Below are 22339 nucleotides of genomic sequence, written 5' to 3' on the forward strand. Positions count from 1 at the left end.
GCATTTGACCCCCTTTGCACCTATCCTATCAAACTCGCTTAGCCTGTATCGAATTTACCCTCCTGAAACCGGGGGAATGATGGCAATTTCGTCAACTATACTCACCAGATCCTCCGGTGCGGCATAAGCCTGGTTTTTGGCAACAAAAGAACCCCGCAACTGCGCGGCTACTTCTGGAAAGCGCTCGGATAGCAGGTCTTTTAACGCGGCAATAGTCATCGTTTCCTGATCGGTGGGTACTGTGATAATAGGCCCTCCCATCTGCTCCGCAAGACCGGCAAATACTTGAATATGATATTTCATTTAAATGTTCACCCCCAGAAATGTTCACACTATATTTTAGATTCAACCAATTCCTCAATCCGCTGGGGATGCGTATATACATTCAGAGAATGATTTCGTATAAAGCCTACCGTAGTAATGCCCAGATCCTCAGCCAATTCAAGCGCAAGCTCTGTCGGAGCCGACTTGGACAACACTACTTCACAGCCAATCTTGGCGACCTTCAACAAAATTTCAGACGAAATGCGCCCGCTGAACACAATAATTTTATCTTGTAACACAATATCATGCTTGAGGCAATATCCATAGATTTTATCCAGCGCATTGTGGCGGCCAATATCCATTCTCGACAGGATGATTCCGTCCTTGTCGCACAGTGCGGCATTATGGACGCCTCCGGTCTCCTGAAACGTGTGCGCCGAATTTTGCATCAAGTTCATCAGGCGGAAGCAGTCGTCAAAAGACAGCATGACATGGGTGTCGTTCATTCTTTTTGCCACTTTGGCATCGTTCATAAAGTAGAAGCCCTGTCTACTTTTCCCACAGCAGGAGGTAATGTACCGTTTGGAATGAAAGTTTTGATAGAACTCATTCATCCGACGGGTTTTAATATGAACAAAGCCTTCTTTTTCCTGAACCCAAATATCTTCAATATCATCATACTGTTGAATGACACCTTCCGAGGCCAAAAAGCCTACTGCCATATCCTCCACATACTCCGGTGTACAAACCATGGTGGCAAATTCCTGCTGATTGATTTTGATCGTCACCGGATGCTCCGTCACCACAGTGTCCTCATCACGCTTGATTTGACCGTCACGATAACGGAGAATCTGGCGTTTGATCTCAGCCGGCTTTTCCATGTGCTCCACTCCCTTGTTTCTGGCAGGCTGGCTTTTCGGTTACCCGCCGATGTGTGACATTTCAATTTTGGATGCTAATTGCTGCGTATGGTTCAGCCGTTCCTCCGAATAGCGGTCTGTACGCCCTCTCCACACACGCTCAATGTAAGCCCTTATCTCATCATCGGACTGCTCAGAACGCAGCATCCCGCGCAGCTCGTACCCTTGAGAAGCAAATAAGCATGTATATAAGGAGCCTTCAGCGGAAATTCTGGCCCGTGTACAGGTGGAGCAAAAGGCATCCGTAACGGACGAAATAATGCCAATTTCCCCTTCGCCGTCCTGATACCTGTAACGCGTCGCTACCTCGCCTTTGTAGTGGGGCGGGACAGGCTCCAGCGGCATTTGCTTATGGATGGCTTCGATGATCTGCTGCTTGGAGACGACCTGATCCAATTTCCAGCCATTGGTGTTACCTACATCCATAAACTCAACAAACCGCAAAATATGTTTTTTCTTTTGAAAATAGTCGGCCATGGGCACAATATCCTGATCGTTGAAGCCCTTTTGTACGACCATATTGATTTTTACCTGCATCCCCGCTTGTGCTGCCGCATCAATACCATCCAGCACGGCTTGCACGCTGCTTCTTCCCCCGTTCATCCGGCGGAAGCGATCATCATCAAGCGAATCCAGACTGACCGTCACTCTCTTCAACCCTGCCTCTCGAAGCGCCGCTGCATATTTAGGAAGAAACACGCCGTTCGTCGTCATAGCCATATCTTCAACTCCTTCGAGTTGAGTTAACGAATGAATGAGCGAAGCCAAGTCCTTTCTTAGCAACGGCTCGCCGCCCGTAATGCGCAGCTTGGTAACCCCCAGAGAGACAAAAATACGGGAAAGCCGGGTAATTTCCTCAAAGGTCAATATTTTTTCTTTTGGCAAAAACGGATAGTCATGGCCAAAGATTTCTTCCGGCATACAATACCGGCACCGAAAATTACACCGGTCTATGACGGATATTCTCAAGTCCCGTAACGGACGATTCCATTGATCATCACTCCGGTTCGCCATCCCGCTCACCTCAATCCGTCTTCATTAATAAAACCCTTTAAACTCTATATTGATTCAGTATAAAATGAACTTGAAAATTCACATCAAAAGCGGAGCAAACGGAATGGTGCTGGACAAGCGATAGCGGTCGCCTGAAAGCTTTCCGGAGGAAAGCTCGCATCGTAAGCATAAACTGTCCTCCAGATTTCCACCATTGTTCGTTCATTCAGGAAATCTGGGGGCAACAGCGATGGGAAGCATCATCCGTTTGTGTAGTGGCACCGTGTGAACTTCAATTCATTTTATCCAGAACCAAAAAACCGACATCACAACAAATCCTTCGCCATCGAACACATCGAAGAATCTGCTAAATGCCGGTTAATTTATCTACATCAGGATTCTACGAATCCTCACATCATGTGATATAGAAAAATCAAACTAACAAGCGCTGCGACAAATAAAATATACGCGATTCCCCACGCACACTCCATTCACGAATGCTCTGCAATAGATTACATTCTTATTGTTAGCAATCCTCGAACGTTTGTCAATGATTTTTCGTTTCTCGAACGATAATCATTATCAATTAAAAATTTTAATAATGTACCGTTGAACTATCTTAAATTTTACGTTATAGTTACACCTGATGACATGCAGAAAATGACATATTCAGGTTATTGATATACAGGCGGTGTGTACCGTTTGTTATTAATACATACGCATATGGCGGATTGGCCTCCAGGACCTAGAGCTTGGTCACTACTCCACCATAAACACAAGTGCTTCCTCCCGAGCACTTGTGTTTATGGTGGAGTTTTTTTATTTCTAATTTTTACATTTCAAATCTGAAAGGAGCCTGAACCGTGATTCATAGTACGATCAAAATTACATTAAACGGACAGGAACTGAAAACCAAAGACAGCACAACGATTCTTGAAGTCATTAACGAAAATAATATCGCCCATCCCCAACTATGTTATGTTCCCGAGGTCGATCCGATCCGCACCTGTGATACCTGCATCGTGGAGGTCAACGGCAAGCTCGTTCGCTCCTGCTCGACACTTGCTGCGGACGGAATGAATATTCAATTAAACTCGGACCGCGCCAAAGCAGCCCAAACAGAAGCCATGGATCGGTTGCTGGAAAATCACCTCCTCTACTGCACCGTATGTGATAACAACAATGGTAATTGTTCCTTGCATAATACGGCAGAGCTTATGGAAATTGAGCATCAAAAATATCCATATCAGCCCAAGGTTGGTCCGACGGAAGTCGATATGTCCCATCCGTTTTACCGATATGACCCAAATCAGTGTATTGCCTGCGGCCAATGCGTAGAGGTATGTCAAAACCTTCAGGTCAATGAAACCCTCTCTCTCGACTGGGAAGCTGAACGCCCTCGCGTCATTTGGGATGATGGTGTTGCGATTAACGATTCCTCGTGCGTCAGCTGCGGTCAGTGTGTAACGGTCTGTCCTTGTAATGCCTTGATGGAGAAATCCATGCTGGGTGAAGCCGGCTTCATGAGCGGCATGGAGAAGGACTTGTTAAATCCGATGATAGATTTAATTAAGGAAGTGGAGCCAGGCTATAGCGGTATTTTTGCCATATCCGAAGCAGAAGCAGCCATGCGTGAAACCCGTACGAAAAAAACTAAAACCGTCTGCACCTTTTGCGGCGTAGGTTGCAGCTTTGAGGTTTGGACCAAGGGTCGCAAAATTTTGAAGGTACAGCCTACCTCTGAAGGACCTGTGAACGGCATCTCGACCTGCGTTAAAGGGAAATTCGGCTGGGATTTTGTGAACAGTGATCAACGTTTGACCACCCCTTTAATTCGTCAAGGTGACGAATTTGTGGAGGCGACCTGGGAAGAAGCACTAAGCCTGATGGCCAGCAAAATGGGTGCTATTAAAGAAACACACGGCGGCGAGGCGCTCGGCTTTATTTCCTCGTCCAAATTTACGAATGAAGAAAACTATCTGATGCAAAAGTTGGCGCGTCAGGTATTCCAAACGAATAATGTCGATAACTGTTCACGGTACTGCCAATCCCCCGCCTCATGGGGGCTGCAACACACCGGAGGCATTGGCGGCGACAGCGGTACGATTAAAGACATTGCCAAAGCAGGTCTGGTCATGCTGGTCGGCTGTGCGCCGGGAGAAGGACATCCGGTGCTGGCTACCCGTATTAAACGTGCGCATAAGCTGCACGGTCAAAAGCTGATCGCGGTCGATCTGCGCAAGCATGAAATGGCGGATCGTGCGGACCTGTTCATTCGTCCGAAGCAAGGTACAGATTATGTATGGTTATCCGCTGTAACCAAGTACATCATTGATCAAAACTGGCATGACGCAACATTCATTGAAGAACATGTAAACTTTTATCCCGAATATTTGAAGTTGCTGGAGAACTTTACATTGGAATTTGCAGAGCAGGAAACGGGCATTTCCAAAGAGACGCTGATTGAGGTAGCGACTATGGTCCATGAAGCCAATGGCACTGCCATTTGCTGGGGCATGGGTGTGACGCAAAACATCGCAGGCTCCTACACCTCTATTGCGATTGCCAACCTGCTGCTGGTGACCGGAAACTTTATGCGTCCAGGTGCAGGCGCGTATCCGCTTCGCGGACATAACAATGTTCAGGGTGCTGCTGACATGGGCACGATGCCGGATATTTTCCCGGGTTATCAGCCTGTCACCAACGATGACATTCGTGCCAAGTTCGAAGCGGCCTACGGGGTACACATTCCGGGCCAACGCGGACTGGACAATATCCAAATGCTGGAGGCCATTGAAACAGGTGAGCTAAAAGCGATGTATATCGCCGGAGAAGAAATGGCGTGGGTGGATGCGGACTCCAACCATACACAGGAAATGCTGGCGAACCTGGATTTCCTCGTCGTTCAGGATGTATTCCTGAGCAAAACAGCAGAATTCGCAGATGTCATTTTGCCCGCCGTACCTTCGCTCGAAAAAGACGGTACCTTTACGAACACCGAACGTCGCGTGCAGCGTTTATATGAGGCGCTCAAGCCTGTAGGAGACAGCAAACCGGACTGGTGGATTTTCAGCCAATTTGCCAAGCACATGGGATTTGATTGGAGCTACAGCCATCCAAGTGAAATTTTTGAGGAAATGGCGTCACTCACTCCATTTTTCTCCCAGTGTAATTATGACGTATTGGAAGGCTGGAACAGCTTCCACTGGGGATCGCCGGATGGCAGCAACACGCCGCTTTTACACACCAACGGCTTTAACTTCCCGGATAAAAAGGCACGTCTCGGTCTTTTCGAATATGTACCGCCTAAACAATATCCGGCTGAGTTCGATCTGACCTTAAACAACGGCAGACTGCTCGAACAATTCCATGAAGGAAATCTGACGACCAAATCACCGGGTATCCAGCTCAAGCTTCCAAGCGTATTTGTGGAGGTATCGCCGGAATTGGCCAAGGAACGCGGAATCAAGGACGGATCTCTGGTTCGACTGGAATCGCCATATGGTGCCGTGAAGCTGCGTGTTCTCATCACCGACCGGATGCAGGGAACCGATATCTACGTACCTATGCACTCCAGCAGCCATGACAGCGCCGTGAACCTGTTAACTGGTGGAGCATTCGATGTAATCACCAACACACCGGCTTATAAGCAAAACAAGGTACGAATGCACATTTTGGAGGTCGATGGTCAAAATCCGCTGCCACGTATCAACCCGCGCTATAAACAGCGTCATCCGCAAAATGGGGTTGAAGTGGAGCGGAAATGGAATCGTCCCGGTTACGTCGATCTGGTGGATCAAAAATAAAGGAGGTCAGACTCATGGCTAAGCCTATTTCAATCATACGAAAGCGTGTGTTGACAGAAGAAGAACGGCAAAAGCAATCGCTGGATCAGCTTACTGCTGATCTGGCAGACAACGGGGCCGCATTGCAGAAGACGCTCGAAATTGTGCGTGAGCTGCACGATAGCGGTCTTCTCGAAGCGGCTCAGTCTATGCTGAAAGCCAAGGAAAGCATCGCTAAAATTGCTGTAGGACAAGCGACGCGCAAGCCTGTGACGAACATCATCAACAATCTGATGGGAGCAGTCGGCATGCTGTCCGAGGTAGACCCCGAGCTAATGAAAAAGCTGGTGGGCAGCGTCACTTCAGGCCTGAACGAAGCCGAAGAGCATCTAAAACAGAACAAAAAGACCCGCCTGCGCGATCTCATGAAGGCTATGAATGATCCGGATGTAAACCGGGCGATGGGTTTTGGCATTCATTTTCTCAAAGGGCTGGGAAAAAGCTTGTCCGATAAGTAGCTGAATATAGCGTGGAGGTGGATACAGAGTTGCAAGATTATATTCGACGCTATCAGCAGGAGGACGATCAGGAATGCCTTCAGCTATTGCTGGAGCATTGTTGGCCATATGTGGAGACTTTGATTGGGGAGCTTGCCACAACAACGGAAATGAATGAAGACACGGTCAGGGAGCTTCGGCAAAAAGGAAAGACACGCTTCCCTGATATCATTAGTAAATACCAGTTGGAGGTCCTGCTTCCACTCCAAACATTCCTTTATAATACGTATCGGTTTTACTTTCGACAGGTGCTTAACGGCCAAGGGTAACAACAGTAAAAGAGAGCTGACCCACCGCAAACGGGTGTCAGCTCTTTTCATGTTCCCTTGATGCTTTGCCTACAATCGAACCTCCCTGCCTCGTCTCTCCGTCAAAAATTGCAACAGCCAAATACCATAATTGATAAAAACCAGCGTAAAGCTAATGACCGAAAACAGCGGAATTGTATGTAAAATGGTAGCATAAACGATCCAAATCAGCAGGATCACCAGCAGACAAACACGAAGGATTGCGTTGCTGTCTGTTTCCTTATGGAATAGCAACGTTTTCACTTTCATAGTATGATCGTTACGATGAAGCAAATGAGCGAAAATTAGGATATGGAGAATCAGATGAACAGCAAAAGCAATGAAGGCAAAAACGATACCCGTGGCAAATAGACCCAAGCCATTTTCCAAATCAGAAGATTCATGTGCCAACTCCGGCAACTGCCACATCCAGTACAACATGAACCCATGACAGGAAGCCAACGCAACGAGCATTGAAAATACATATAAAAATACTTTACTGACAGCAGTCTCCGTGTTCAATGTATGCTTCCTCCGTCTCAACCAACTTTTACTAGATTACACCACTCCAAAGCTATCACGCAAATTGGAAAGGCGAAAAAGGCTATTCGGACGCATACCGAACAACCTTTCTGAGGCTACAGCACTTTATAAAGTAACGCTATGATCTGCCTTTTATTTTTTGTCCACCTGCAAAAGCGTCACCATTCTGAGAGAAACAGCATCTTTTAATTGCTCCTCTGCGATGACCTTGAGTTTAAGCAAACTGGCAATCTTCGAAGTATCCGGTTTGGAAAACAAGCGCCATAGCTGCGGATCAGGCAGCGAATCATACAGCTTGGTATGATCGTATTCTTTGCGGTGCTGCTGCACAATTTTCACCCGGTAGCTGCCAATTTCCCATTCTGCCACTCCCTGCTGCGCACAATGAGCTGTAATGTCATTACGTAAATCAGTCAGTTCGCCTTCTATTTCTTTTTGCTTCTGCTTTAACTGATAGTAGCGACGCACCTTGTTCTCCAATTCCATCACGCTCCTCTGCTTACATATGTATGTTTGCGGAAGCGCTTTAGGACAAGTTTGTGGTGTCAGTATATGAGTTAGTTTCTGCAAAAGCATTTCCCGGGTAATGGAGAGGCTCAGAAAATGATCTGGAATAAGTCGATCCGGGATCATCCGAGCTTTATTTAGGCACATTCGCGCCAGGATTTACAGGCCCGGCTCCCCTGGATTCTCCTTTGCGTTTAACATAATTGGACCAGTAAGCTGTCAAAATGGGCACCAATATAGAGGTAACGATGACCGAAGCAGCTACTAACGCAGTTGCTGATTGCGCTACAGGCAGGAACTCTGGCTTCATATTCGCAACAATGACCGGATTGGCCACCGCCGCACCTGCCGTACTGGAGGCTGCAAGTCCTGCTGTACCGTTGCCACCGCCGATATATTTGTCCGCCAGGATCAGCGGAATGCCTGTAATAATAATGACGCCGATGCCCAATATAATACCAAGCAAGCCGGTTTGAACAATCACACTCAGATCGATGGAACAGCCCAGTGCAAAACCGAAAAATGGAATAAGCGCATGCGTGGCGCTACCAAAATATTTACGAAAATCATGATCCAGATTCCCCAGTATGAACCCGACCAGAAATGGTAATACCGCCCCCACAAAAGCCTGCGGCTCAAAAACAGCCAGTCCGGTACTGCCCAAAATGAGCATGGTCACTAACGGACCCGATTCCAAGGACATCAGCACGAATGCCCCTGCCTCTTCCTTGGAACCATATTGCTGCATAATGGAGGCGTATAGCCCACCATTCGTCATATCCATGGAGGAAATCAGCGCCAATACCGACAGTCCGGCAAAAAGCCCGCTTTCCACGCCACCGACGGGCAGCAGTTTAGACGCAATGATCGCCACCACCCAAGCGACTGCAATTTTAGTCAATACGAGTGTACCTGACTTACGCAATACGGTACCTGTAGCTCGTACATCAATCGAAGCACCCATACAAAAAAACCACACCGCCAAAATCGGTACTGTCCCAGTCATTAGCCCCTTGGTGAACGATCCAAAGTAATCCCCGGCCCAAGGCATAAAAGTATGAACCAATGCGCCTATAAACAGCGGCACCAGCATAATGCCCCCTGGAATTTTATCAATGTTTTGTTTGATTTTCATAACTTCATTCAACCCTTTCGTTTTTGCCAGCGCAAAAACAAGGCCGTTTTACTTGCGGCTCAAGCCTAGTTCGGGAATCAGTCTTGCGAAGGTGTCATGGCTTTCCTTCAACTGTCGTGCGAATGCTTCTGCATCCTTAACACGTAGCCCCAATCCATGCCTACGCATTTCTTCCCTGAATTCCTCATCTTTCGTCCCCTTGATCAGTGCGTCCGCCAGGGTTTGAGCAATCTCATCCGGCGTATCCTTGGGCACAGCCAGCCCTCTCCAAGTCCCGATAAAATGTACACGCAGCCCAGTAGCCTGCTGTAACGTCGGTACATTTGGAAACGCTTCCGAAACGGTGTCTGCCTGTATCGCCAGTATGCGCAGCTTCCCTTGGTCCACATCCTTTTTCACTTCCGCAGGACTGACCGGCACAGCATCCACGAAGCCGCTCAGCAACGCTGATACGGCTGGCCCTGCCCCCTCATAGGGGATATGGGTAAAGCGGACTCCGCTTTTTTGCTCCAGCATCGCAGCAGCGAGGTGCCAGATGCTACCCGTGCCTGCATTGCCCATTTTCAGCTTGCCGGGATGAGCATGAGCGTCCTCCAGAAATGCTTCGGCCGTCGTCCAGGGCGCATCCGCTCTAACCGTGATGGCAGAAGGGTCCATATTGGTTTGGACCAGAGGTTTAAAGCGCTCATAGGTGAGGGGCAGCAGTCCCAGATGTGGCAATGTGGTCAGCTCCGCAACCAGATAGGTTACAGTGTAGCCGTCCGCCTGCGCCTCAGCCCCTTCCATCAGTCCGACCGAACCGCCTCCACCCGTCCGGTTAACGACGATGATCGGCTGACCGAGATGCTTTTCGGCGGCTTTCGCTAATGCTCTTGCCGTGATATCCGTCCCGCCACCCGCCGCATATGGAACGACGAGGGTAATAGGCTTCACAGGAAATGCACCATTGTGGTCATGCAAGGCGTGTTGATCCACATATTCACTGATACTCAAGGCAGAAAGAAAAGCCACTCCCGCCGCAACCAGCACATATTTTTGCCATGGCTTGTTCTTCATTACGCTTCCTCTTTTCCGAAAAATGAACTGGGCCAGTCACGCACCCGTTTTCACCCCCAGACGTTTTCAGCCATGATTTTTGCGTTTACATGAAGTCAATGTACCGCAACGCAGGGGGGACAGCTATCGCTTAATCTTCGAATTTATCTTCCAAATCCCCAAAATGCCGACCTTTTGGCGGATCTGCATATCCATTGGAACATTTGCTTATTTCCCTAAATTTCCCAGGGGTCACCTGTTTATGCTTCCGAAATACACGGATAAAGCTGTTCTCATTCCGGTAGCCGACCTGATCAGCAATCTCTGCGATTTTCAGATGTGTTTCGCGCAATAGAACGCACGCCTTTTTCATTCGCAAACCAGTTAAGTAATCGTACACGGTACTGCCTGTCTCTTCCTTGAACATACTGCTCACCGATGACACGCTCATATGAACCTGATCTGCAATTTCCTGAAGCCCAATATTTAAATGCAAATGATGTTCCATATAATCCATCATCTCCTGTACACGTACAAACTCCTTGGACCGTCTGTGTCCAGAGAGTTTTTCTCCGATATCATCCACAATCGAAAACAATTGCTTCTCCAGATCTGGAAGATCAAGCGTCAGAATCTGGTTCCAGTGGTAATCGACCAGTTGATCCGGCGGCGTCACACTATGAGTCATGCACCATTTCAGCAATTTCCCCATCAGCTCATGAACAGACAAGTACACCTGCACCGGGGAGGTCCTGTGAAGACGAAGTTCTTCTCCCCATTGGCTGATCAGCTTTATACTTGCTCCGGCTTCCTGTGACTCTAGGGCACGAATGATTTCCACATTCCGGTTTCCCACCGCTGATGAGACGTGGGCGCCCTCCCCCATGCGGTCCGTACTCATATGCGAACGTCCATATCCCTCATACAAACGCAAACCAAGGGCTTCTCTCCCTGTTACAAAAGACTGACGTGCCTCATAGATATCCGAAAATACATGACCGATTCCTATAGAAATAGTGAGGGGAAGATGCTCACCTACAACCTGAATCAGCCTGTCTGCGCTTTTGCGAAGCAGAGCACTTTCTTTGACATTGGCTTTGGCATCGGCACCAGTCTCAATCCTAGTCCCATCTACAGCTTCATCCTCGCGCTCACTGAACTGTAGGAGTACAACGAACCCGCTTTGCTCCTCTGGCGCGCTTACCGCCTTCCAGTGAGGTTCAAGCCATTCCAGCAAAATATTGTTCAGCGCATATTTGAGCAGCATTTTATCCTCCACTGGAAAGCTTGCTGCCCAAGTAGAATACCGATCGATCGACACGATCATCACAGCCAAAGAGCTTCCGTCCCAATCGGAAAAATACTGCTCCCATTTCATGCGCATTTCCTGTATGCCCATTCTACGCTGGATGACATCTTCAATATATTTGGAACGTAGCTCCGGTAGGCTTCGTTCCACCACCAATGATTTGCGATGAAACTCTCCAACCAGCTTGCCAATGACCGACTCCAGATCATACAGTCCACCTTGACGCGTTCCTTTGTAGCCTAAATTCAGCAGGCTATTAATTCTTTTCATAGGGCGAAATGCGGCATAATTGTAATAATAGACCGCTGAGCAACCCGCCAGTATAGAAATAAAGGCCAACCACAGCATCATGTTGCGGGCCAGCTTAACATGCTTCAGCAGCTTGTCCATAGGGACAAGTGATACCAGACGCCAGCCCGTCACATCGGAAAAAGTCTGGTTCGCCATATACTCCATCCCCCCTACCACCACATAAGCATAGGGGCTCACATCCAATTCTTGCAAAACCCTGTCCATTTCGTTTAAGGGCACTGAAGATTTTAACTTGGGATAGATCAACTCCCCCTCCAGATCGTACACAAATTGCGAGTTGGATAAATGAATATACAGCTTGGAGAAAAAACGGTCATAATCCAGATTGACCAGCACTGCACCAATAACCCGTCCATCCTTTACCACGGGTCTAGCCAGCGAAAGCAGTTCTACTGTTCCATTTTCATGATTTGCGCCGTACCATCTTCGCTTAATCAGTAATGGCTTCCTTTGAATGTCCCGAATCCAGGGAACCCAAGTCGTATCCGGCGCTTGGTCCCAATCGGGCAAGTAGCCGTATTCGCTGGATACGAGAGCGTGATTTTCAAAAGAAATAACTTCAGCCGAATGAATCTCTTCATGTGAAGAAAGGGCTTTCAAGTATTTTTGAAGCCGTTTGATGACGGAAGCGTTGGATAGCGATTTTTCATCCGTTTGCAAACGTGCAAATGCCTCAACATCCCGGGAATAGGCCGCATCCAGCGCCTTATTATCGGACTCACGAAATGCCCTATTAGTCACATCCAGATTAATTTGCAGCAGTTCTATGTTTGGTGTGTTTAATTCAGTATCTAAGCCCTTGCGGTATCCCGAATACGATAGCAAGCCGATTACACTAATAATGAGTGATACGCTTAGTGTGAGCAGCAGAATCAGCCTTGCCTGTTTATTTTTCAGGATCAATCGAAGCTTTAATCGTAGCATTCCCGTAACTTCATCCTTCCGGACTTCGTTTTCCATGATCTCTTGCCAACAACGTATGGGCTAACATATACTCCCTAAATCTATTTGACGCAGGATGTGGAATTTCCTGCCTATTAACTCTACGGAGAGCAATAAAAGTTGGCTATTATTGTCAATAATTTGACACTTTTTACAAAAAAGAAGAAGCCTCCCTTCGTGGGTAAGACTTCTTCTATGGGTTTATCCTATATTCATCATCTAGCCAATAAATGTGTTAGTTTCATGTTACTTAGCCCGTTTTTTCCACCTGAAAGCGATTCAGCTCCCGTTGCATCTCCTCACGAATCTGACGAAGCTCTTTCACCTTCTCAGCCGATTCCTCAAAGGAACGCTTCTGCTCCACGGTAGAGGCGGTAATTTCTTCACTGCCTGCGGCGGATTGCTGGGTAATCGCGCTGATGTTCTCAATGGCTTGCTGTACCTGTACACTCAGTTCCCGAGATACATTCATATCCACCGACAGCTTGCTGACTTGGCTGGCAATTTGCTGAACTTTGCCGCTAATCTCAGTGAACGATTCCCCGGTAGACGAAGTTGCCTTCTCCTGCTCACGGAACAGCTCCTGACTTTGTGTCACAGAGGTCTTCACCTTATTCATTGCCTGCGTAATGCCCTCGACAGCGGTATAAATTTGCTTCACAGCCGACTCCGATTGATTCGCCAGTTTTTTGACTTCATTGGCAACGACAGCAAAGCCTTTTCCAGCCTCACCCGCGCGCGCAGCCTCAATTGAAGCGTTCAAGGACAGCAGCGACGTCTGACTGGCAATCTCGGATACATAGCCGGTCATGGTTGTAATCTCGGCTGCATTGGACTCCAGCTCCTTGACCGTCTGTTCCACCTCGGACATCGCTGAACGATTTTCGGCTACAATGCGTAGCTGATCGCTCATCACACGTGTACCTTGCTCAATGACACGCAATGCGTCTTCGCTATATGTAGAGGACTGCTTGGTCTCCAACAAATTCGCTTCAAACTTCTGCTGCATCTCATCCACAACGCCAACGGTGGTCGACAGATCCTCGGCAATCTTTTGACTACCAATCGCCAGTTCCTCTGTTGAGGTGCTAACTTGCGTCACGATTTCCTTCATGGCCTCATTATGCTGGTCAATATCCCGAGCCATCAGATCAACACGATTCCCCGACTGGTCAATAGAGAGCACAATGTTACGCAAGTTCCCGATCATGAACCGGAACGATTCATTGAGCTCGTCCAGCTCATCACGTCCCTTCGTTTGTGCGAGCTGCACCGTCAAATTCCCATCGGCAATTTGCTTCGCGGCATCCGTCAACTTGCGGGTTCTGAGGGCAAGTTGCCTGGATGTATATGTATTATATATCCCCACCGCCACCAGAAGCAGAACAGCACCTGCCAAGGCCAATTGCCAAGTAAAGCGGATACTCTTGGTCAATTCCTCTGTATATTCGTCATAACGCGCCTTCGTTAGAATATCCAGCATGAACACATCGTTCTGGATACCCTGTACACGCATCGCATTACGTTTGGATTCAGGGCTACTTCCCGTGCTCATCGCTTTATCCGTCGCAACCTTCAATTCGCTGAATTTTGTTTTAACGGTATTCAGGCGTTTTTGCTGCGCTTCGGTCTGCATCATGCCTTGCGAAAGCAAAGTGATTGTTTTTTCCGCCTGACCCATTTGGTTTTGCACATCCGTTTTATTGCTCTCTGTCATGGAAGAAGAGTAGTTTTGCAGCGCCTGTCCTGACTGAATCAAATAAGCATTGAGCTGCTGTACATTCAGCATAGCTGGAACGAGACTACTGCTTTGCGAGTTGATACGGATCAATTGAAAAATAATATAGGCCACTAAAGCCAGGCATGCGATCAGGGAAACCATCGCGTTAAGCACCAGTTTACCTTGCAGTTTCATCAGGAATCATCCTCCGTTTTACGAAAATTTATTGGGTGGGCACAGTAAGACTGCCGGACTTGACCTTTGCCTTCAAGTCATCCAGCAACTTTTGCTGATCCGGGTTCAATGTCAAAACACGAATAGGCGCCAAACCGATGCCTTCTTTCGCAAGACCGAACACCATATTCTGGTCCGTAAATTTTCTTTGATGATCTGCAAAGCTTTTGACTGCCGTGTAAATGGCGACATCCACATTTTTAATCATGGAGGTTACTACTGCTTTTTCCGCAATGAAAAACTGGTCGCTGTCGACCCCGATTGCGAACTTTTCCTGCTTTTGTGCCTCCTGTAACGCGCCTACACCTGTAAGACCCGCCGCCGCATAGATCACATCAATTCGATCCTGATTGATCATATCGCGTGCAATCTCCGTGCCCAGCTCCGGCTTGCCGAAATCTCCCGCATACGTAGCAGTAACCTGTGCATCAGGCTTAACAGAGCGAACCCCTTCCCGATATCCGGCCTCAAACTTTTTCAACAGCGGAGACTCCACTCCCCCAATAAAACCCACCTGATCGGTTCGGCTCGCCATTCCTGCAACGACCCCTGCCAAAAAGCTGCCCTCTTCTTCTTTAAAAGTAATGGAAGCCACATTCGGTAAATCGGATTTTTCATCTACAATTACAAATTTAATATCCGGATATTTTTTCGCAACGGTTTCCAAACTTTCTTTCACCATGTACCCCAGCCCGATAATCAAATCGGATTTTTCTTGAACAAGCTGTTCAAAAGCAGCATCATATGTTTTGGTCTCGGAAATTTCCCGATATTCAAAAACGATTTTCCCCTCATCCCGCGCCTTGACCAAGCCCCGAAAAGCCGCGTCACTGTAAGATTGGTCACCCAGACCAATATCTGACAATACTATTCCCACCTTAATCGGCTGCGCCTTGGTTTGTGCTACTGGCTGCCCGCATGCACACAGCAGTAAAGCAAAAATGGTGACAATGGGAACCCACCTCAATGTTAATAACTGAACCTGTTTCTTCATGACATATCACCTCAGCATAATTTGCAAATCCCCAACATCTTTATATCGGTTATAAAGTCTTTTTTTTTCATAAGATTTTCTGTAAATTCATTGTAATGGGAAAGTATAATGGGGTAATCCTTTCAGGACGCCATAAGTACCTGCCTCATATTAAAAATAAAGGGACTGACTACCAGGCTTTCATCTCGTCGCCCGGTAATTCAGTCCCTTTTATCATTTGCTCCTGCTCCATTTGGAGGCAATCACGTCGGTTTTGCTTTCTATTAGATCCATGACCTCCTCACGGCGTTTAGCCTTGAACCAATCAATCATGTCCACCAAGTCGTTGCGGTCCAATAGCTTAACTCCGTTGACAGAAGCGAGTGTTTTACAAGATTCCGTGTAGCGCCCGGAAGTGATGACGACAGACTTGTCAGCCGCATAATAACGCATGGAGGTATAAATTTCCTGCACAGCACCCAAACCGACCGGATTTTGTACAGCATAACGCTTGGCCTGAATCACAACTCTGACCCCTTCACGGTCTGTAAACACCAGATCCGCTCCAAAATCCCGGCTACTGGTCGTTTTGTAGATGTCCTTATAGCCGAGCGCAGATAACAACCGTTGCAGATAAAGCTCAAATTCTGAGCCATCCTCCATGCGGTCTATATCCTGAATCCCGATTTTTCGCGGGTCCAGATCACGTAAAATCCGATTTCTGCGCCGACGTATCAGTCCTCGGATGATGAGTACAAGTAACAGTAGTAGTACAATGAATCCTATTCCTAATTCCTTATATGCCGATAATTGCTCCAGCAGCATTCCTCTTCCCCTTTTCTACAATAGGCGTGCAGCGGTCGGTGTATTCCTTAGCAGGGCATTCCACATCTCACGCTGACACCGTGTTACACAAGGACAGCCCCGCCGGATTCGACGGGGCTGTCTTCATTTTGCCTCAAAGCTGCATTCTAAACTCCGCACTATTATTCCCTATTCAGCAGCGACTCTCCGGCAATACCCGGCTGAGTCATTTGATACGGGTCCAAAATAATGTCCAGCTCTTCCTCAGTCAGTACATTATACAACAGACACAACTCGCGTACCGATTTGCCAGTTGTAATCGCCTCACGGGCGATGCGTGATACGACCTCATATCCGAGGTGGGGATTGAGCGCGGTAATAATACCTACGCTGTTTTCAACATATTCACGACACCGCTCCACGTTCGCTTCAATTCCGTCCACACAATGAATGCGGAAGACATGAAAGCCCTGCTTCATAATTTCCAGCGATTGCAGCAGGTTGTAGACAAGCACAGGCTCCATCACATTCAACTCTAGCTGACCAGACTCGGAAGCCAGACAGATCGTATGATCATTCCCAATGACCTGAAAAGCAATCTGGTTGATGACCTCACACATTACCGGATTTACTTTACCCGGCATAATGGATGAACCCGGCTGACGGGCGGGCAGGCTCAGCTCTCCGAGACCAGCACGCGGCCCTGAGGCCATCAGACGGATGTCATTTGCCACTTTGGACATGTTCATCATGCAAATTTTTAACGCAGCAGACACTTCCGTATAGGCATCTGTGTTTTGAGTGGCATCGACGAGATTTTCGTCAGCCTCCACAGGGAAACCACTTACTTCCGCCAGCACCTCAGCGACACGCTGAATATAACGGCGATCCGCGTTCAAGCCCGTGCCAACTGCAGTTGCGCCCATATTGACTGTCAGCAAATGCTGCTTCGTAGCACGGACACGTCCAATATCACGCCCCAACACACGTGCATAAGCCTGAAACTCCTGTCCCAGACGGATCGGTACTGCATCCTGCAAGTGGGTTCGTCCCATTTTAATCACACTGTCAAACTCTTTTGCCTTACGGGAGAACGCCTCCTGAAGCTCGCTCATCGTGATCAACAGCTTGTCAATCATACTTAGAACAGCCAAATGGACTGCCGTAGGAAAAGCATCGTTTGTCGATTGTGCCATGTTGACATGGTTGTTGGGACTGATCTCCTGATAATCTCCACGCTGCTTGCCGATTAGCTCCAGCGCCCTGTTCGCAATCACTTCATTTGTATTCATATTAATGGACGTGCCTGCGCCGCCCTGAATCGGATCGACGATGAAATGGTCGTGCAACTGCCCTTGAATAACCTCGTCAGCTGCCTGAATAATGGCCTCCGCCTTGGGACGATGCAAGCGGGTCAGCTCCATGTTTACCGTTGCTGCGGCCTTTTTGACGATCGCCATGGCTTTAATCAGCTCAGGATGCAGCCGTTGACCGGTAATTGGAAAATTCTCCTTTGCCCTCAGTGTTTGCACACCGTAATAGGCGTCTGACGGCACTTCCTTGGTACCTAGAAAATCATGCTCCAGCCTCATATTCTTCGATTCCTCCGCTATATATACTTCGATCTTCAATCCAGACCAGCCGAATTGGCATCATGAGAACCTTTAGACGGTCTCCATTTCATTATACGTTCTCATTCCCTTACTTTTCCAGTCAAATAGTTAAAAAAGCAAATATAATTGTATAACAAGCTATTATTACCTGAATATATCCCCGTTATTCGTCAAATACTCAGCAACGGCTCAGGTACGGATTGAGTGGTTTGTAATAGAATCGGGTAGCGTGCAGGTGACCGTCAGCCGATTGGGCATACCCTGGAATCACGCCTGCTTCCACAAATCCGATAGATTCATATAGCTTATTGGAAGGATCACCTACCCGCGTATCCAGCACCAGTAGCGTTCTGCTCTGACGTAGCGCCTCCTCTTCTGCAGCCTGCATCAGTTGACGTGCAATCCCAAGCCTGCGCCCGGACGGATGCACCATAAGCTTCGCAATTTCCGCACGATGAGCGGCGTTGGCCTTTGTAGCCAGATGAAGCTGCACAGTCCCCACAGGCACGCCGTCCTTCTCCGCAATCCACAGAACTACACCGTCCTGAAGGACACTATTCCAATAAGCTACTGCTTCCTGATAAGCCAATGGCGGTAAAAATCCTATGGAGGCACCGTCCGCCACTACGTCGATCAACAACCGGGTCAGCGTATCTGTCAGTGCTTCGTTCAGAGCTTGAACAGGATAGACTGCTATTTCATTAGACATGGTGATTCCTCCCCGGTGATATTTGATAACAATAAGGAGCAAACCATCCTTTAAGGATCGCTTACTTTCCACGGTGTTACTTTAATTTCTGTATGTCTAGCTTTTGCTATATTCCCCTGCTACTTCTCCAACAAAAGATAACTTAACTACCGCAGGAAGTCAATCAATCTAACATTCCAATCATTATACTACCGTTCCCAATTCAGCTTATCCAGAGTTCGAGATAATACAGCCGCTGCTTCTGCCCTCGTCACCGATGCAGTTGGAGCAAAACGGCCTTTCCCGTCTCCCTCCATAATGCCTATGTTGGACAAAGTATTGACAGCCGGAACTGCCCATGTAGAAATGGCTTGTGCATCCGATAATGACGTTGAGACACTTCCTGCCGCTGTATCTTCCGCAGTCCCGGCGAAGTGCAGGACTCGCTCTACCATCACAGCCAGCTCCTCCCTCGATACCGAGGCATCAGGTTTGAAGCTGCCGTCTGCATAGCCATTGATCAGTCCAGCAGAGGCTGCGGTACGCACAGAACCCGCATACCACGATTCCGATTGTACATCGTCAAAGCCCGTCACCATGCGATCTGAATGCTCCAGTCCAAGCGTACGAACCAGCATCGCAGCCAGCTCCGAGCGTTGTACCTGACCATTCGGCACAAAGCGCACGTTCGATAAGCCCATCTCACCAGTCTCATTCGCGGTGGACGTTGATTGATTTGCCCCTGCCACAATCAGACGAGTTGCCAAGCGTGTAATGTCCTGCTGCGCCCAATGACCGGAAATATCGCTGAACGACCTGCTTACATTAGCTCCCCCGCCATCCAGCACGACATAGGTTCCTCCCGAACGTCCATACACAGTCAGTTCCTCACCAGAAGCGGTAAACGGAACCGGATGATAGGACAACTGTCCGACTTGGTTGGTGGATACCTTCACTACAGCAAGTTGACCCATGTCTACCGTTGCGGGAACACGTAGAAGATAACGTTCATACCCTTTACCGGAATTATCGCCACTTGCCAACGACTGCTTGCGTCCATCTTCGCTTCGTAACTCCGCCACAACATCAACAGCTCGCACCAGCTTGCGCTCTGCCGGAATATCTGTGCGATTAGCCAATCCTTCGTTCGGCGTAACCGTAAAGCTCAAGGAAATCTGTTGTACAGGCACCTGCCAGGTGTCAGCCAGCTTTTGAACAGACAAACGACCTGTTGTTACTTCATAGCCTCCCTGTGGCGTTTCTACTCGCAGGGTGTGAATACGGTCATTCAAAACAGCACCCAAAGCATCTCCGTTTAGATTCACTTCGAATAGCTTAGCATCCGTTTGCTCTCCTGCACGGATGACGAGCGTACCGTTCGCCCCGTTCCGAATCGCATTTTGTATGTCAGCGGCTGGTACCTGTGCGACTGCTCTTTTCAGTCCGTTTTGCTCTGTTACTATGGACTTGGCTTGCACCACATTAACGCCAGATGAACCGTTACCATTCTGCCCGCTATTCGCAGTCTCACCCTGTCCGTTATTCGTCGTTCCACTCGCGTTACCGCTACTATGGTTCCCAGTGTTATTGCTGCCATTACTCTCCTGCTGATCATCATCTTTATTCCGACCACTCCCGCCCTCTGTTGGCGGTTCCACTGTTTGGCGTGGCAAGTCAATTTGAGCAACCAATGGATCATGATCACTTACCCGCCCGTCCGCCGCGCTAAAATCCGCATTGATATGAACAATATCCAGCACGGATGATTTACTTATGGACGGACTGACCAGCAAATGATCCAGTGTTTGCGAATTCCCCTCATAAATATACGAATATCGCTCCTTCTCATCCAGCTTATCTACCAAATTCGTCAATTCCTGTCCCCGGACCAAAGCGAGCGTTTCGGAAAATTGAAAATCATTTAAATCTCCCAATACGACGATATTCGCCTGATGGTTTTGAGCCAGCACCGACTTCACAAAACCATTCACAATCGTTGCAATCTTCGCCCGCTGTATTTCGCTGCTTCGTACGGGTGGCTGAATCCCTCCGAATGGTGCTTGATCGCCCCCCTTGGAATTAAAATGGTTCGCAATCACAATCACCTGCTGACCGTCAAACTCAAATTCAGCGGCCAACGGCTTGCGTGAGTATTCAAATGCCGCATTCAGCGGATCAATACGACCGGGATTGAGCGAAAGCCCCTGCTCTCCATAGGTCACTGATGTAACCGAATTTCCCTTCGACTTATCCGTCAGCGTGACACGTTGCGGATTGTAGAGAAATCCGACCCGGATATTGCCGCCGGGAGCGCCGCCATCCTTATTATTTTCAGGTGCTATATCTGTAAAAGCATACTCCGGCCCTCCATGAGCACGAATCGCCTCAATCAACACCCGAAAGCTTTCTGAAGCATCTGTGGTGCCGTCATCCTTCTCACCGTTGTTGTCCTGAACCTCCAACAGCCCTACGATATCCGGGTGGTTCAAATTCACGGCGATGGCCTGTCCGAGCTGGTCAATTCGTTTTCCGTCACCGGGATCGAAATTTTCCACATTAAAGGAAGCGACCGTCAGCTTACGGTCATCCTGTACCAGACGTGTGTAGGCTGGCTGGAGACCCCCTGACACAATATCCGGCAGACGCTCCGGCAACAGCTTGAAATTGCTGAAGCTATAGCTCACAATTCCCGTGATGGGACCCGCAAAACGATCCCCTGTTTTCAACGGAACCGCAGGTTTGGCGTCGATCAAAATCCGCTGCGGATTCAGACTTTCTTCGGTCAGCATCAAGCCGCCTGCTTCGGTCAATACCTCGCCTGTGTTCGTCCCGTTGTCAATCCTGACCGGAATTTCATAACCATAAGGGCCGATGACTCGTGCATCCTTCAACTCTACACGCATGGCCTCCAGACTTTCAAAAAAGTCCAAACCATCCTCCTCTGGATCAAACACCGTCATTCCGTCATTATCCACAACAGATGTTGGCATCACACGCCCCTCTTTTCCAAGCAAAATCGGAGACGGCAGTGGACGGTCCTTGGCGATCACCGAAACTGAAGAAGCTACAATTTCCGTGGTCGTCAGGTCGACTGGCTTGCTGGCATAGGTTCTTTCTGTATATTCTTTCACAGAGCCGCTTACCCACACCTCATCCCCAACCTGCACACCGCTGCCGAGCTTGTACACTAAAATGGCCTCGGATGTTTTTTCATCCTGATCCACCTTATCGTCCGCCTCCTGGATAAAGAAGCTGCTTCCTTTCACCATCGTTACAATTCCTTCGACATCCGTTACCTTTTTCCCCTCATAAGGTGAACGATGGGCTGATCCCTGTATATCATGGATACGGAGCTTATCCGGCACATAGACATCTGCGTATACACTGGCCCCCACAGTCGTGGGTGATGATTGCACCTCCGTTTCTACTATAGGCGCTGGTTCGGCTGAAGCTTTTCCATCGGACAGTAGCCCCGGACCTCCACCCGACAGCACCAGTGCCGCACTGAGCCATGCTATTCCAAACCTTTTTAATTTCCTGGATAACGTTACTGCTATGTATTCTTGTTTCATCAAAAGACACACTCCTCCCAATTTTAGATATGATCACGCTTACAATATATATTCCATGTTTAAACATACCATAAATTAGTCAAACCAGTACCTGAATTATGTAAAATGAATGGTTCCCACCGTAGCATAATGAGATCAAATTATTG

17 protein-coding genes are annotated in these 22339 nt (G+C 48.3%); 3 read left to right on the top strand and 14 right to left on the bottom strand.

From position 1 onward, the window contains the following. Positions 1–54: 54 nt before the first annotated feature. The 3 genes from NST83_RS16720 to moaA are packed head-to-tail and all read right to left on the bottom strand — an operon-like array spanning position 55 to position 2198. Positions 55–303 (bottom strand): MoaD/ThiS family protein, encoded by a 249-nt coding sequence (locus NST83_RS16720; protein WP_137061798.1) that lies wholly within the window; start codon positions 301–303, stop codon positions 55–57. A 29-nt stretch (positions 304–332) separates the two neighbouring features. Next, positions 333–1145, bottom strand: a complete 813-nt coding sequence (gene fdhD, locus NST83_RS16725) for a formate dehydrogenase accessory sulfurtransferase FdhD (RefSeq protein ID WP_137061797.1) — start codon at positions 1143–1145, stop codon at positions 333–335. 39 nt (positions 1146–1184) lie between these two features. After that, positions 1185–2198 (bottom strand): GTP 3',8-cyclase MoaA, encoded by a 1014-nt coding sequence (gene moaA / locus NST83_RS16730; protein WP_342414978.1) that lies wholly within the window; start codon positions 2196–2198, stop codon positions 1185–1187. Between the two features lie 842 nt (positions 2199–3040). Between moaA and fdhF the strand changes: the two genes are divergently transcribed. Genes fdhF through NST83_RS16745 form a run of 3 tightly spaced genes read left to right on the top strand, consistent with a single transcriptional unit; the run spans position 3041 to position 6788 of the window. Next, a complete protein-coding gene (gene fdhF / locus NST83_RS16735) occupies positions 3041–5983 on the top strand; it encodes a formate dehydrogenase subunit alpha (protein WP_342414979.1) in 2943 nt (980 codons plus the stop codon). A 14-nt stretch (positions 5984–5997) separates the two neighbouring features. Further along, positions 5998–6480, top strand: a complete 483-nt coding sequence (locus NST83_RS16740) for a DUF1641 domain-containing protein (protein WP_342414980.1) — start codon at positions 5998–6000, stop codon at positions 6478–6480. Positions 6481–6509: 29 nt separating this feature from the next. Next, positions 6510–6788: a hypothetical protein gene (locus NST83_RS16745; protein ID WP_342414981.1), complete on the top strand. Its 279-nt coding sequence runs from the start codon at positions 6510–6512 to the stop codon at positions 6786–6788. A 69-nt stretch (positions 6789–6857) separates the two neighbouring features. On the opposite strand, the gene NST83_RS16750 is transcribed toward NST83_RS16745, so the two are convergent. The 11 genes from NST83_RS16750 to NST83_RS16800 form a co-directional block, all read right to left on the bottom strand. After that, positions 6858–7328, bottom strand: coding sequence for a hypothetical protein (locus NST83_RS16750; protein WP_342414982.1), 471 nt, complete (start codon positions 7326–7328; stop codon positions 6858–6860). Positions 7329–7481: 153 nt separating this feature from the next. Beyond that, entirely contained in the window at positions 7482–7835 is a 354-nt protein-coding gene (locus tag NST83_RS16755; RefSeq protein ID WP_342414983.1) for a hypothetical protein, read from the bottom strand. A gap of 154 nt (positions 7836–7989) precedes the next feature. Next, on the bottom strand, positions 7990–8991 hold the full coding sequence (gene kdgT / locus NST83_RS16760) for a 2-keto-3-deoxygluconate transporter (RefSeq protein ID WP_342414984.1): 1002 nt from the start codon (positions 8989–8991) through the stop codon (positions 7990–7992). Positions 8992–9039: 48 nt separating this feature from the next. Next, positions 9040–10047: a tripartite tricarboxylate transporter substrate binding protein gene (locus NST83_RS16765; RefSeq protein ID WP_342414985.1), complete on the bottom strand. Its 1008-nt coding sequence runs from the start codon at positions 10045–10047 to the stop codon at positions 9040–9042. A 130-nt stretch (positions 10048–10177) separates the two neighbouring features. Next, on the bottom strand, positions 10178–12607 hold the full coding sequence (locus NST83_RS16770; protein WP_342414986.1) for an AraC family transcriptional regulator: 2430 nt from the start codon (positions 12605–12607) through the stop codon (positions 10178–10180). Positions 12608–12839: 232 nt separating this feature from the next. Further along, a complete protein-coding gene (locus NST83_RS16775) occupies positions 12840–14504 on the bottom strand; it encodes a HAMP domain-containing methyl-accepting chemotaxis protein (protein ID WP_342414987.1) in 1665 nt (554 codons plus the stop codon). 28 nt (positions 14505–14532) lie between these two features. Continuing rightward, on the bottom strand, positions 14533–15537 hold the full coding sequence (locus tag NST83_RS16780) for a BMP family ABC transporter substrate-binding protein (RefSeq protein ID WP_342414988.1): 1005 nt from the start codon (positions 15535–15537) through the stop codon (positions 14533–14535). A 213-nt stretch (positions 15538–15750) separates the two neighbouring features. Then, a complete protein-coding gene (locus tag NST83_RS16785) occupies positions 15751–16341 on the bottom strand; it encodes a restriction endonuclease (RefSeq protein WP_342414989.1) in 591 nt (196 codons plus the stop codon). 161 nt (positions 16342–16502) lie between these two features. After that, entirely contained in the window at positions 16503–17912 is a 1410-nt protein-coding gene (gene aspA, locus NST83_RS16790) for an aspartate ammonia-lyase (RefSeq protein ID WP_137062247.1), read from the bottom strand. A 199-nt stretch (positions 17913–18111) separates the two neighbouring features. Further along, the gene (locus NST83_RS16795) at positions 18112–18642 is read right to left on the bottom strand and encodes a GNAT family N-acetyltransferase (protein ID WP_342414990.1); all 531 of its coding nucleotides are present in this window, start codon (positions 18640–18642) and stop codon (positions 18112–18114) included. Positions 18643–18830: 188 nt separating this feature from the next. Continuing rightward, positions 18831–22193: an S-layer homology domain-containing protein gene (locus tag NST83_RS16800; RefSeq protein WP_342417977.1), complete on the bottom strand. Its 3363-nt coding sequence runs from the start codon at positions 22191–22193 to the stop codon at positions 18831–18833. Positions 22194–22339 lie beyond the last annotated feature (146 nt).

It is taken from the genome of Paenibacillus sp. FSL R10-2782 (assembly GCF_038592985.1).
Classification (GTDB): domain Bacteria; phylum Bacillota; class Bacilli; order Paenibacillales; family Paenibacillaceae; genus Paenibacillus; species Paenibacillus terrae_C.